This is a genomic window from Psychromonas sp. (assembly GCF_047632955.1).
Taxonomy (GTDB): domain Bacteria; phylum Pseudomonadota; class Gammaproteobacteria; order Enterobacterales; family Psychromonadaceae; genus Psychromonas.
The window spans coordinates 63,315-76,933 of the sequence record NZ_JBLIED010000012.1; the positions used below are offsets into that span (position 1 = coordinate 63,315).

A 13,619-nucleotide genomic window follows, 5' to 3' on the forward strand; every position below is an offset into this window, starting at 1 on the left:
ACTCGCAACTGCTGCAGACATTTTCGATCCTCTGCTGCTTTAATCCTCTTTTATAAGCGCATAGGTTCCCGTTGCATAGGCGACCAGTTTTTCTTGATCATGAAGTTCGATGGTCACAAATGAGGTCGTACGCCCCTGCCGTTTTATCGCCGCCGATGCTAGCAGGTACTTTCCTAAAGCCGGTTTTAGGTAGTTTATCTTTATCTCCATGGTGACTGCCGTAAAGCCGTCTTCAAGGTTAGATACTGCGGCGTACCAACCGGTGTTATCCATCAGAGTCGATATCACACCTCCGTGTACAAAGCCGATATGCTGAAGATGATAAGGCTGTATATGTAATTCAACTTCCGCCTTACCCTTAGAAAAGTTCTTTAATGAAGCCCCGATATGTTCAAGAAATGGTAAAACTATATTTTTCATGTGTTGCTCCCTTATTTTAAATTGAAATGATTATAACAACTGCAAGAATCGGCTTTGGCTTTATTTAGCTTTATTTTACTTTGATGGATAGAGGTAAAACAAAAACTATACAGCAAAAAAAAATATCCTTTGAAAAGGATATTTTTGTGTTTCTGCAGGATGACGCCAAAAGCTGATCGTAACTTGCCATTTGTCTGCGTAAGCATGTGTATTTATAACCAATTAAAGAATTATTCCCGGGTTAATTACAGGGTTATTAGATTGATTTATAGGGTCGTAAATCAATCAATCTGAACGGCAATCCATGAGACTATTTTTATTGGTATTTTTTTTACTTTCATCAAGATTGTTCGGACTTTCTTCGATATACTCGAACAATTATTCATACTTAATATTTAAGTATTTAGCTTCATGGAGGTTGCGTATGTTGTTTGATGGTAACTTAGTCACCGATTCTGCTATTCGTCAAAAAATTCGAGATTTTTATCGAATTGACGAAAACTTAGCCATTGATCATATTTTGCCCGAGGCAGAAGTTAATATGCGGGCGCGCAGCCGCGCCTGGGAGCGAGCACGTAAGATGGTGCTGCAGATACGCCGCCAGCAAGAGGGTACTGGCGTCGTTGAAGCCTTACTCAATGAATATTCTCTTTCTTCCGCTGAAGGTGTGGTCTTGATGTGTCTGGCTGAAGCTTTATTACGGGTACCTGATAAAAAAACTCAAGATGAGCTGATCCGCGATAAGCTTTCAAAGGGCAAATGGAGTACCCATTTAGGGACCAGTAATTCACTCTTTGTGAATGCATCATCCTGGGGACTACTGTTAACCGGCAGCATGGTTAATTTTAGCGATAGTCGCAAAAGCAATCAGTTTGGTTTATTGAAAAAAACCCTTGGCCGAATGGGTGAACCGGTTATTCGTAAAGCCATGAATATTGCCATGAAAGTCATGGGAGAGCAGTTTGTAATAGGTGAAACTATTACGGCTGCGGTTAAACGTGCAGAAGAAAAAGAACGTAATGGTTATGTCTATTCTTACGATGTGCTCGGTGAAGGCGCAAGAACGCAAAAAGATGCAGATCGTTATTTTGAAGCCTATGCCAAGGCCATCGTTGTTATTGGTGAAGCCGCTAAAGGCAGAGGCCCTCGAAAAAGTCCCGGAATCTCGGTTAAGTTGTCCGCTATTCATCCCCGTTACGAATTTAGTCACCGCGAGCGAGTGATTAAGGAAATCCCGGCAAAACTTAAAGCGTTATGCTTACTGGCAAAAAAATATAATATCGGTTTAACGGTCGATGCCGAAGAGTCTGAGCGTCTGGATATCTCCCTGGATATTATTGAAATAGTGTTTAGCGACCCGGATTTAAGTGGTTGGGATGGTTTCGGTTTGGCGGTTCAGGCTTATCAGAAGCGCGCTATGTTTGTGATCGACTGGTTGCGTGAGCTAACCGAAACAGTGGGTCGCAAGCTGATGGTACGACTGGTCAAAGGCGCTTATTGGGATACAGAAATAAAAAATGCGCAAAAAGACGGGCTTGAGCATTATCCGGTGTTTACCCGTAAGTCTTCCACCGATGTCTCTTATCATGCCTGTGCTAATCGCCTGCTAGACTATCGCGATACTATCTATCCGCAATTTGCGACACACAATGCTTATACCGCATCGGTTATTATTGAGCTTGCAGGAGATGATAAAGAAGGCTTTGAATTCCAATGCTTACACGGCATGGGTGACAGTTTGTATGATCAGATTGTAACCACTGATAATATCCAGTGCCGCATATACGCACCCGTGGGTCAGCATGAAGATCTGCTCGCTTATCTGGTACGCCGCCTGCTGGAAAATGGCGCTAACTCTTCTTTTGTGAACGCCATCGTTGATGAAAGCCGTCCGGTTGAATCTTTGCTTGAAGATCCCGTCGAAAAAACCCAGCGCCTTAAAGTCACCTACAATGAGCAGATCCTTAAACCCATCAATTTATTTGGTCAGGAGCGCGATAACTCTAAAGGGCTTGACCTTAACGATATCAATCAGATCACGCCATTAAAAGAATCGCTCAATCGCTGGTTCACGGATCACTCGCTAAGCGAAGATCAAGTGCCTGATGATTGTTTTGCGGTACGAAATCCGGCTGATCATAATGAAATCATCGGCTTCCATCGCCACCACAGCCGTGAGGAAATGCTCGCTAAGCTTGAAAAAGCGCAAAGTAGTTTTGAGATCTGGTCACAAACACCCATTGAAGAGAGAGCTAATTTACTCAGGCGTACCGCTGACATTTTAGAACGGCACATGGACGAGCTCATTGCTATCTGTATCAAAGAAGCGGGAAAAGTTGCGCAGGACGGCATTGATGAAGTCCGTGAAGCAGTCGATTTTTGCCGTTATTACGCAGCCCAGGCCGAAAAGCTTGCTGAAGATGACCGTCTGGAGCCGCGTGGTGTGGTTTTATGTATCAGCCCGTGGAATTTTCCGCTGGCGATCTTTATGGGTCAGGTAGCTGCGGCAATTGTAACGGGTAACACCGTTATCGCTAAACCCGCTGAACAAACCAGCTTGATAGCCCTGCGCGCGCTCGAATTAATGGAATCTGTGGGTATGCCCGAGGGTATAGTGACAGCCGTTATTGCAAGAGGTCCTGCGGTGGGTGAAGCGCTGCTTGAAGATGAGCGCATCAAAGCGGTGGTATTTACCGGGTCAACAACGACCGGCACACACATTGCCCGCACATTGGCAAACCGCGGCGGAGATCAAATACCGCTGATCGCCGAGACTGGCGGCCAGAACTGTATGATAGTCGACTCAACCGCCCTGCCAGAGCAAGTTGTTGATGATGTTATTTCATCGGGCTTCCAAAGTGCAGGACAACGCTGCTCTGCGATGCGAGTTTTATTTTTGCAGGAAGAAGTTGCAGACGGTATGACCAAGATGCTGATAGGTGCACTGAAGGAGCTTAATATCGGCGACCCGTCTCTGCTTTCAACGGATGTTGGACCGGTGATTGATAGCAAAGCATTAACCAGTCTGCAGGCTCATGCTAAAGACATGGAGGGTAAAGCCGAACTGCTTTACCAGTGTCCGCTACCGGAAAATAACGGCACTTATTTTGCTCCGCGTCTTTACCAGATAGCAGACATTTCAGTATTAGAACGTGAAGTATTTGGTCCCTGCGTACATATCGTCCGCTTCCAAGGCGATAAGCTCAGAGAAACCATCGACAAAATCAATGCCACGGGGTTTGGATTAACCATGGGTATTCATACCCGCATTGAAGAGCGGGCCATTGAACTTGCTATGTTGTCACGCGCAGGTAATGTTTACATCAATCGTAATACGATAGGCGCAGTGGTTGGCGTACAACCCTTTGGCGGAACAGGTTTATCCGGTACAGGTCCAAAAGCAGGCGGTCCGAATTACCTGCCGCGCTTCATGAATGAAAAAGCAACCCCAATCCCACCCGAGGATGAGACGTTATTGATTGACGACAAAGCGCTGCTCAGTGACAAATCATCAAAGCAGCAAGCGGGTGTTTTCATGCAGAATGCGCTCAAAGCAGAACATCAATGGCGTTCGACCGATTTAAATGCGCGTGTTTCGGCAGTACGTCAGCTCCTTGCCCAAATTGCGAAAGTGACTATTGTCGAAGAATTAGCCGATGATTTTAATGCCACGCTAGCAACTGCACGTTCGCAGCTGATCAGCATTGAACGGGCGATGCGCAAACCTAAGGTACTGCCCGGGCCGACGGGTGAATCTAATGTATTGTATTTAGAGCCGCGCGGTATTCTGGTGTGTTTTGCGGATAAGAATGTTACCTTTGAATACTGGACCCTGGCAATAGTGACGGCATTAGCCACGGGTAATACTGTTATTTCAGTGGTTTCTGACCTGTTTTATGAAGAAGCATTGGCATTTAGAGATAAGTTTAACACTATTGGAGAACATCAAGGCGTGCTTCAGGTGGCTAAATTATGTCATTTAGAAGCCTTGCTGGAACAGGATAAGTTGGCCGGTGTGGTGATCGACAGTAACAGTCCGCGTTGTAACTTTATGGTGCGTAAATTAGCCGAACGTGAAGGTGCGATATTGCCGGTGATCACCGCAGAATACAATGATCACTTGATTCAACGACTGCTCACCGAAAAAAGTATCAGTATTGATATCACCGCATCCGGCGGTAATACCTCTCTGATGACCTTGGTTGAAGAAGACGACTAATTATTTTGTTGTAAAAATAAACGTGGTTTTTAGCTAAAAACCACGTTTATTAACTTCCTTCTAAAATTTATAAACTCAAGCTTTGCAGATAGCGTTTCAAAGAGAGATGACTCATCTGCAGGCTTTCACTCCAACACTCTCTCAGCTTTTTTAAAGACATTTTTTATATTATTAATGCCCCATAATATGCAGTAATAAGTTTAACATCGCTAACGGCAAAGTTTATGCTCATTTACTTTTAAGCCTCTTTACTAACAGCATCAAATAACTAAGATAAACAGATAAAATTGCATCTCTTTGATGGGTTTTATCTAAAAAACAGCCCCTGCAGCAATATCATAAAATCATAAAAACCACTAAATATAGTCCTTATCATTAGATTTTCAATAAAATAATCGTAATCAGACCTTCTCGCAAAACGGCCATAAAAAAAGCTCTCGAAGGCTATTTTATTCGCTGCGTTGCTATCATTAATAAGCTACAGTTACTATTCTTAACAGCACTATTTAAGTGAGCGTCCATTAAAAACCGATGATTACAAAGTGACCTCAGCACCATTACAACCTGCTAATTATTTTATTTTTATTTCACATTCAATTCGAGAGGGATTAGCAATGCGCAATAACAATCATAACAATCTTAGTCATCTTACTCAGGATACTTACGCGGTGATTTTAGCAGGCGGTCGTGGCAGTCGGCTGTTTGAGTTGACCAATTGGCGCGCTAAACCTGCCGTTTATTTTGGTGGCAACTTCCGGATTATTGATTTTCCCTTATCAAACTGTCTCAACTCGGGCATTAGCTGTGTCGGAATTGCAACACAATATAAGTCGCACTCTCTGATTCGCCATATTAACCGCGGCTGGGGACATTTTAAAAGCAGAACATCCGAATTTGTTGAGATTTTGCCCGCATCGCAACGCCATAATGAGAAGTGGTATCAGGGTACCGCCGATGCTGTATACCAAAATTTGGATATTATTCGCATTCAACAGCCTAAACATATTTTAATTTTATCGGGTGATCATGTCTATCGCATGGATTACCGCAACCTCTTAGATCAACATGTAAAGAGTAAAGCCGAGATGACCGTCTGCTGCATTGAAACGTCCGTCGAAGAGGCGGCAGGCGCCTTTGGAGTTATGACTGTGAATGCCAATAATAGGGTGATTGCATTTAATGAAAAACCCGCGGTTCCTAACCAAATACCGGGTAAACCAGGTCGATGTTTAGCTTCAATGGGTAATTATGTATTTAATACTGCATTTTTATTTGAACAACTCAAAAAAGACCATAAAAATGACAACTCCAGCCATGATTTTGGCCATGATCTTATCCCCTCAATCATTGATGAGTTTAATGTTTTTGCTTTTTCTTTCACCGATCCAGACAGTAACAATCAGCCTTACTGGCGCGATGTGGGGACATTAGATTCTTTTTGGGAAGCAAATATGGAGCTTGTGGAGCCTGCCCCACAATTGGATTTATACGACAAAAGCAACCCTATTTACACCTATCAGGAACAGCTTCCTCCCGCTAAATTTATTTTTGATAATGAACTGCGCCGGGGTACCGCGCTTGATTCAACGGTTTCCAACGGCTGTATTATTTCCGGCGCGACAATTCGCCGATCATTATTATACTCGAGTGTTCATGCGCACTCTTTCAGTCTCATTGAGCAATCTGTAGTGATGGGTGAAAGTGATATTGCTGAGCACTGTAAATTACGCCGGGTTATTGTTGATACCCGGTGTCGAATTCCGGCAGGTTTATGTATTGGTTATGACAGAGAGCAGGATATAGCCAATGGTTTTCGAGTGACCGAAAAAGGAATTACCCTGGTCACTAAAGATATGCTGGAGGCATTAGCTAAAAAGCAGTCCGGTTAATATTATCTTATAAACTGTAAAATCAGCCCATGATAGATGCCCAAGCTAGCGCTGTAGTTCGAGCATCGCTTGCTATAGCAGCGCCGTTATTTTAGATAATACAATTCAACATTAATGTTAAGCCAAATTAACTAAAAAGGGATCCCTTGAAAGGAGGTGATTATTATCCGGGTGGTACCATGCCAGCTTATCGGCCAAATTGACTACCTCGCCGATGATCATCAGCGTTGGACCTTGTAAACCACCCCCCAATTGTTGCAGTTCAGATAATTGACCAATCACCACATGCTGATCCGAGGTAGTGCCTTTATTCACCAATGCAACGGGTGTTTCCGGAGAGCGTCCATGGTTAAGCAATTGGCTTTGAATCTCCGCTGACTGCAGCAATCCCATATAAACAACCAAGGTTTGGTTAGGAGCGGCTAATGCTCGCCAGTTAAGCTCCTCACCATCGCTTTTGCGGTGTCCGGTTACAAAGGTCACCGATTGTGCAAAATCGCGGTGGGTTAACGGAATGCCCGCATAAGCACTACAACCCGAGGCGGCGGTAATACCGGGAACAACCTGGAAAGCAATACCCGCTTCAACCAACTCTTCAAGCTCTTCACCTCCCCGCCCAAAAATAAATGAATCTCCGCCTTTAAGGCGCACCACTTTTTTACCCTGTCGTGCAAATTCTACTAACATTTCGTTGGTTCGTGACTGCTCCACTTCGTGATTACCGGCAGCTTTACCCACGGAAATTAAATCTGCATCACGACGGACCAGATCCAAAATTTCTGAAGAAACTAAACGGTCATATAAAACCACGTCCGCCTGCTGCATCAATTGTAATGCTTTTAATGTTAAAAGAGAGGGGTCGCCCGGCCCCGCGCCCACTAAGGCCACATCACCCCGAGTAATATCCTCGGTCAGACTCGCTTCCATTAAAGCAAGGGCATCCTTGGTTTGGCCTTTTTGCAGGAGGTTTGCAAGCAATCCGTTACCAAAGAGTTTTTCCCAATAGCGTCTGCGCAACGGAGCAACTTTAATCACCTCTTTAACACGGTGACGGAATTGTGCAGAAATAGCCGCTAATCGGCCTAAATGCATGGGTAATAATGTTTCTAAACGCTCACGAATCAAACGCGCCAGAACGGGGGCTTTACCAGCACTTGAAATCGCTACAATGACCGGCGAGCGATCCACGATTGAGGGCAGAATAAAACTGGAAATGTCTGCTTGATCAACCACATTAACTAATAATTGTTTCGCATGTGCAGCTCTGGCGATATGCTCATTAACATCTTTCTGATTGGTGGCCGCAATAACCAACCATTTATTTTCCAGAAGCGCTTCAGTAAATGCCTGCTTTATAAGTTTCAACTTATTATTAGCCGCTTGTTTTAATAAAGTGGGGTGAAACTCCAGCGCGCAGACAGTTACATCAGCTCCCGCTTTAAGTAATAAGTGCACTTTTCGAAAAGCAATATCACCTCCTCCAACAACAAGGCAGGGACGGTTTTCAAGTTTGGTAAAAATTGGCAGGTAATCCATAGTCGCACTCTATTCATGTAAGTTTTCGATCGATGTCGACACTATAGAGAATTAATGGCCGCAGATGAAACACTAAAATAGGATTTGTTATTTCCAAAGATAATAATGGTTAAGCGAAGACTGCTTTGTTTGGGAGGTGATCGGCGAGCAAAACACCTAATCAGATACGATAAAATAATGCTGGGGATTGATAAATTGAGGTAAAAAAATGCCATCGACTCAAAAGTGATGGCACTAATATAAAAATAGACTACTTAGTAATTCATACTCAGTTGCTATTTAACGGCTTCGCTTACGCGATCTTTGTTAACAAAATCAATACCCAGCTGAATATCTGCATGTAATATTGATAACATCTCTTGTTTTTTCTCTTCTTCGAAGGGACTCAATTCACCAAAAGGTAATACTCGATCAATACCCTTTGTGCCCAATAACAGTGGCTGAGTAAAGAAAGGCGAACATGGATTATCACCATCCACGTAGGCATTTTGAATAATACCCTGTTTTCCTAACAAGGCTTGTACAAGCTGAACACCAAAGATAGAGGCCGCACGCGCCATTGATAGCGTTGCAGAGCCACCGCCCGCTTTTGCTTCAACCACTTCTGTACCGGCATTTTGGATACGAGTGGTTAATTCAATCACTTCCTGCTCGGTAAATGAAACACCCTGAATCTGCGATAAAATAGGTAAGATGGTTGTGCCGCTGTGACCACCAATAACATTAACTCGAACATGCTCTGCGGGTAATCCTTTCAACCGAGCGACAAAATCTTCTGCTCGAATAACATCTAATGTTGTAATACCGAATAACTTTCTTTTATTGTAAACACCTGCAGCTTTTAATACTTCAGCGGCAATCGCGACTGTGGTATTAACCGGATTGGTAATGATACCGATACAAGCCTCGGGTGCAACTTCTGCAACCTTAGTCACTAAATTTTTGATAATGCCGGCATTAATATTAAATAAGTCAGAACGATCCATTCCGGGTTTACGGGCAACCCCCGCGCAGATCAAAACAACGTCGGCACCTTCAATGGCTGGCGTCGGATCCGTACCGGCAAATCCATCAACTTTTACGCTGGTTGGGATATGACTTAAATCTTTTGCAACTCCAGGTGTAACGGAGGCAAGATCATAAAGTGATAAAATTGAATTTTCAGGCAAATCAAGTTTTAGCAATAAAGCAAGTGCTTGCCCAATTCCACCGGCGGCACCAAGAACAGCAACTTTCATAAAGATCTCCACGTGTGTGACTAATTAATCATTTAAATATCTATCATAATGAAAAATAAGCCAGCATGTAATAAATGTTAATGAATTGTGATGAATATATGAATAATAATAATAAAAAACAAATTTAAGTGAGGTCAGGCTATTTTCAAGCAATAATAAGTTGAAAAGCAGAAATATTCCCAAGTGCCTGAAACTCAAAAAGAAGAATAGCCCTTAGAGGGAACTTTACCCATAAATTCGGGCTTAAAAATAACGTTTATATATTTTTTGGTAAGTACCGTTTTCAGTAATGATTTTAAGACCTAAATTCAGGCGTTTTTGCAGGATCAGATTTCCTTTTTGAATCGCAATACCATATCCCTGCGAAAAGAGTTGTGCCTGATCATCACTAATTTTCTGAGCTACAAAATTATCGTGATTATCCTGTTGTTTTAAGAATTCTGCTGCGACTGCTTGATCGACAAATGCCGCATCTATTTTTCCAGCACGTAAATCTGCAAGCACTTCGGAATAAGTGACATAAGAGATGATAAAACTATTCTCTTTTTCATATTTAATTAAATATTCCTGATTGGATGATTTGGAACGCACACCTATAAATTTACCGTCAGTTGAAAAACTTTCCAGTTCGGATTTTTTACTGATAAAAACCGGCATATTTACATAATAGCTGTTGCTGAAATCTACTTTTTCTAAACGTTCACTGGTAATATCTAAAGCAGAAATAACTGCATCAAAACGAGCAAAAGATAATGACAGTAGCAGGCTCTCAAAACGTTGATGGTGAAAACTGCAGGTTAAATTAACGGCCTTACAAATCGCTTTCGCCATATCAATATCAAACCCCTGAATCTGCTTGTGTTCATCTAAGTATTCAAAGGGATAATAATTTGTATCGGTGGCAAAACGCACTTTTATATTATCCAGCGAAGCTGCGCTCGTGGTTAAAATAGCAAAGGGGGAAAACAATAAAAAGAGTGACAGTAAAAGGCGCGGCATAAGCATATTTTTTAATATCCTATTCAATTCATTAGTAACAAAAACAGTTCTTATTATAGCGTTTAAAATAGTTGATGATGATGACTGCTATTATACCAATCTCAACATTTAATGACTATTTATTTTAAACTCAGACTCAAAATTGAATAGTTATGCATTTTAATTGAAAATTAATGTCTTGATAAATGCTTAATTTTCATTATTATTGCGCCCTTGAAACACTCAAAAGAATAAATGATGAAGCAATCAACAGAATTAATGACATTTTTTAAAGCATTATTGGAAAAAGAGCATTTTAGCTCTCAAGGCGAAATAGTCGAAGCGCTGGTTAATGCCGGTTTTAATAATATCAATCAGTCAAAAGTTTCCCGCATGTTAAGCAAATCGGGTGCAGTACGCACGCGCAATGCAAAGCAGGAGATGCTCTATTGTTTGCCCGCTGAGCAAGGGATCCCGATAATCACAAGTCCCTTAAAAAACCTTGTCTTAGATATAGATCGCAATGACAGTATGATTGTTATTCGGACCAGTCCCGGCGCCGCTCAGTTAATCGCTCGCTTATTAGATTCAATCGGTAAAACGGAAGGTATATTAGGCAACATTGCCGGTGATGATACGATTTTCACAACCCCGACAAACTCTAAAAAAATACAGGAAACAATGAATATAATTAAAAAATTATTTAATTAATCCTCCTGCCGCTAATATAATGTGATTACAGCATTGATAACAGCCCTCTATAGCAACGGGCCTTCGGTAGTTCACATATTCACTATTAAGCTTGAATCCCACTGTCACTTTGTTAATAGCGTTCTACACTGATCGCTTCAGGGCATTAAACAGACGGATGTTTTATGAAAAAAGCACAAGGAGTGACATTAATTGAACTATTAGTGGTGATAGCGATTATCGGCATATTAGCCGCCATCGCATACCCCTCCTATAAATCATATCTGCTGCGCGCAAATCGCGGTGATGCCAAAGCCGAGCTGCAAAAAGCACAGTTAATGCAGAGCAGCCTGCATATTTTAAGTCCAACCTATTCGACTATCACAGCGGAGGTCGGACTGCCCAGTGACCATGATTATTATACTTTTACTGTTATCTCCGCAGGAAAAACCACCTATTTAATGAAAGCGGTTGCTAAAGCGGGGACAATACAGGCTGATGATGATGCGCAATGTACGACCTTAATAATCAACCAGGACAGTGCGCATTATAAAGATGACTCGGCTACCTTAGGCAATGATGACTGTTGGTGATAAATATTCAGAGCGCTTAAAAAGCATGAAAGAGCTAAACAAGATTAGACCCTTCATGCTTTTAACAGGAACGTATTAAAACTAATAACGCGTATCGAGCTCTGTTTTATTAAAAAATTCTCGAGGTTTATTTAAAATGTGCTGATAGATAACATTATACGCTAATACATTTTTCACATAATTACGCGTTTCTTTATAGGGAATGGTTTCAATCCAACTATCCATCTTCAGCCCCTGCTCTGGTTTTCCTTTCCAGCTGTCAACACGATAAGGACCGGCATTGTAAGCCGCTGTGGCAAGGATACGATTACCGCTATAACGTTGTAATAACATTTCAAAGTAGGCGGTGCCTAACTGTACATTAACAGCCCCTTCAATTAACTGCTCTCGATTTTTATAATCTTTCATGCCGATCATTTTTGCCGTTTCTTTTGCGGTCGCAGGCATCAGCTGCATATAACCACTGGCACCGGCGCTAGATTTAGCATACTCGTCAAAGGCGCTCTCCTGACGCGTAATCGCATAAATATAGGCCGGATCCAGCTGGTATTGACTTGCCGTATTGGCAAATAAATGCGGTTTTACTTCGGGAAAACGGATATTCAACGCATCCCAACTCTTACTGTTGATACTGGCCATCACAGCCAAGTGTGACCAACCCTTCTGGTAGGCGTACAAGCCTAACTGCAGCTGCGTATTTTTATCGTTGTTATTTAATAATGCATGCCATTCTCGCTTTAAAAGTGCATTACGTTTTTGGAATACCAGCTCGCTAATATGAGCCAAATCTGCTTTCATTACCTTTAAACTTTTGCCCTTATCACTGACTAAATTAGCATTTAGCTGATAATCAAGCCCCATTTTTTGAGCCGCCAGAAAACTATAATAACTTCTTTGTCCGGCAATCTGCAGATAGAGTTTATCGGCTTGTTTCTGCTGTTGTTTATTTTCTAATACTCGTGCTTGCCAATAGACCCATTTATCTTGTTTTTGCAATCTTGGTGGCAATGCGTTTAACCAATACTCAATATCTTTCCAATTATCTAATTTTATTGCGTGGCGAATTCGCAGTTCAAATAATCCGTCATCATTCAAAGAGACAAGGGTTTTATCTAACCATGGCATTTGACTTTCTTCGTCATACAACAGGGTACGTAATGCAAAGTATTTTTTTAATCTCAGGCTTTCAGAAGCCGTAAAGGGAATTTTTTTCTGATAACGATCAAACAGCTGCATTGCCGCATCCAGATCGACTCGCGCTAAGCGTTTAATGCTCGTTTGTAAAAACAGAAAACTAGGCTGTTTTCTGTTTGAAAACAGTTCACTGCTCGGCAAGTCTTGAGGATTTTTATATAATTCATATAGCTCAGTTGCCAGTACTTTATTATCGCTCTTCATCCAGGTGGTTAAATAACGCATTAGTCCAGGAGAATGACTTTGATAAGCTAATCTAAAACGTTGCCAGACTAGTTGTTCTGAAAGGGTGTTGTTTTCTCGGTAAACTGCGATCACATCATCACAGGCCGGCGCCAAAGAGTTGCCCGTTAACCAGGTTTTTTTAAATTCAGGCCAAACTTTTTCAGTCTCACCCTGGCTGATCTTTGCTTGAAAGTAATTACATTTAAGATCACTGCTATTAGGCAGTTGCGGATAAAAATTCAAAAATGCATCCCAGGCGTGATTTCTTGCCAAAAAACGTAAATAAGATCTTTCTAAATCTAAAGAAAGACTGCGATTGGGATTACTGCTTATAAAAGAGCGTACCGCAGCGCCGTTATCGGCACTAAAATGTGCCATAAGATCATGGTATTCAAGCAGGTAAGTTAAGGGGTACTGGGCAATTGATGCAGAGATTTTTTGTGCTTGCTCCCACTTGCCTTGTGCTTGCAAAACAATCGCCTGAGAGTAAATTTCCCTTTGCTTGTCGAGATTATAAGCAGAAACAGAACTTGTCAGAGCAAAAAAACAATAACACAACAACAATATTTTATTCACAAAGACTCTCCCAGACGGTTAGTGGAGTAGACATATCATCACAAAATAGAAGATAATAATA

9 protein-coding genes are annotated in these 13,619 nt (G+C 41.9%); 4 read left to right on the top strand and 5 right to left on the bottom strand.

Annotation, left to right across the window (positions count from 1 at the left end; translation table 11 throughout):
• Window positions 1–39: 39 nt before the first annotated feature.
• Window positions 40–420 (bottom strand): PaaI family thioesterase, encoded by a 381-nt coding sequence (locus ACJAZP_RS09630; protein ID WP_415230528.1) that lies wholly within the window; start codon window positions 418–420, stop codon window positions 40–42.
• 424 nt (window positions 421–844) lie between these two features.
• On the opposite strand from ACJAZP_RS09630, the gene putA reads away from it, so the two are divergent.
• Both putA and glgC read left to right on the top strand, forming a co-directional pair.
• Window positions 845–4,639, top strand: coding sequence for a bifunctional proline dehydrogenase/L-glutamate gamma-semialdehyde dehydrogenase PutA (gene putA / locus ACJAZP_RS09635; protein ID WP_415230529.1), 3,795 nt, complete (start codon window positions 845–847; stop codon window positions 4,637–4,639).
• Between the two features lie 614 nt (window positions 4,640–5,253).
• The gene (glgC, locus tag ACJAZP_RS09640) at window positions 5,254–6,528 is read left to right on the top strand and encodes a glucose-1-phosphate adenylyltransferase (protein ID WP_415230530.1); all 1,275 of its coding nucleotides are present in this window, start codon (window positions 5,254–5,256) and stop codon (window positions 6,526–6,528) included.
• A 117-nt stretch (window positions 6,529–6,645) separates the two neighbouring features.
• Here glgC and cysG read toward each other — a convergent pair whose 3' ends face one another.
• The 3 genes from cysG to ACJAZP_RS09655 all read right to left on the bottom strand — a co-directional run bounded on the left by cysG (window position 6,646) and on the right by ACJAZP_RS09655 (window position 10,307).
• Window positions 6,646–8,064 (bottom strand): siroheme synthase CysG, encoded by a 1,419-nt coding sequence (gene cysG, locus ACJAZP_RS09645; RefSeq protein ID WP_415230531.1) that lies wholly within the window; start codon window positions 8,062–8,064, stop codon window positions 6,646–6,648.
• Window positions 8,065–8,339: 275 nt separating this feature from the next.
• The gene (mdh, locus tag ACJAZP_RS09650; RefSeq protein ID WP_415230532.1) at window positions 8,340–9,302 is read right to left on the bottom strand and encodes a malate dehydrogenase; all 963 of its coding nucleotides are present in this window, start codon (window positions 9,300–9,302) and stop codon (window positions 8,340–8,342) included.
• Between the two features lie 243 nt (window positions 9,303–9,545).
• Entirely contained in the window at window positions 9,546–10,307 is a 762-nt protein-coding gene (locus ACJAZP_RS09655; RefSeq protein ID WP_415230533.1) for a transporter substrate-binding domain-containing protein, read from the bottom strand.
• Window positions 10,308–10,538: 231 nt separating this feature from the next.
• Here ACJAZP_RS09655 and argR point away from each other — a divergent pair, with 231 nt between their 5' ends.
• Entirely contained in the window at window positions 10,539–10,991 is a 453-nt protein-coding gene (gene argR, locus ACJAZP_RS09660) for a transcriptional regulator ArgR (protein WP_415230534.1), read from the top strand.
• Window positions 10,992–11,155: 164 nt separating this feature from the next.
• Window positions 11,156–11,563, top strand: a complete 408-nt coding sequence (locus tag ACJAZP_RS09665; RefSeq protein ID WP_415230535.1) for a type IV pilin protein — start codon at window positions 11,156–11,158, stop codon at window positions 11,561–11,563.
• An 81-nt stretch (window positions 11,564–11,644) separates the two neighbouring features.
• Here ACJAZP_RS09665 and ACJAZP_RS09670 read toward each other — a convergent pair whose 3' ends face one another.
• Complete coding sequence (locus tag ACJAZP_RS09670) at window positions 11,645–13,558, bottom strand: transglycosylase SLT domain-containing protein (protein ID WP_415230536.1); 1,914 nt, start codon at window positions 13,556–13,558, stop codon at window positions 11,645–11,647.
• Between the last annotated feature and the right edge of the window lie 61 nt (window positions 13,559–13,619).

Excerpts from the sequence above, each read along its gene's own strand:
- ACJAZP_RS09630 (WP_415230528.1), bottom strand. The coding sequence starts at position 420 with ATGAAAAATATAGTTTTACCATTTCTTGAACATATCGGGGCTTCATTA.
- putA (WP_415230529.1), top strand. The coding sequence starts at position 845 with ATGTTGTTTGATGGTAACTTAGTCACCGATTCTGCTATTCGTCAAAAA.
- glgC (WP_415230530.1), top strand. The coding sequence starts at position 5,254 with ATGCGCAATAACAATCATAACAATCTTAGTCATCTTACTCAGGATACT.
- cysG (WP_415230531.1), bottom strand. The coding sequence starts at position 8,064 with ATGGATTACCTGCCAATTTTTACCAAACTTGAAAACCGTCCCTGCCTT.
- mdh (WP_415230532.1), bottom strand. The coding sequence starts at position 9,302 with ATGAAAGTTGCTGTTCTTGGTGCCGCCGGTGGAATTGGGCAAGCACTT.
- ACJAZP_RS09655 (WP_415230533.1), bottom strand. The coding sequence starts at position 10,307 with ATGCTTATGCCGCGCCTTTTACTGTCACTCTTTTTATTGTTTTCCCCC.
- argR (WP_415230534.1), top strand. The coding sequence starts at position 10,539 with ATGAAGCAATCAACAGAATTAATGACATTTTTTAAAGCATTATTGGAA.
- ACJAZP_RS09665 (WP_415230535.1), top strand. The coding sequence starts at position 11,156 with ATGAAAAAAGCACAAGGAGTGACATTAATTGAACTATTAGTGGTGATA.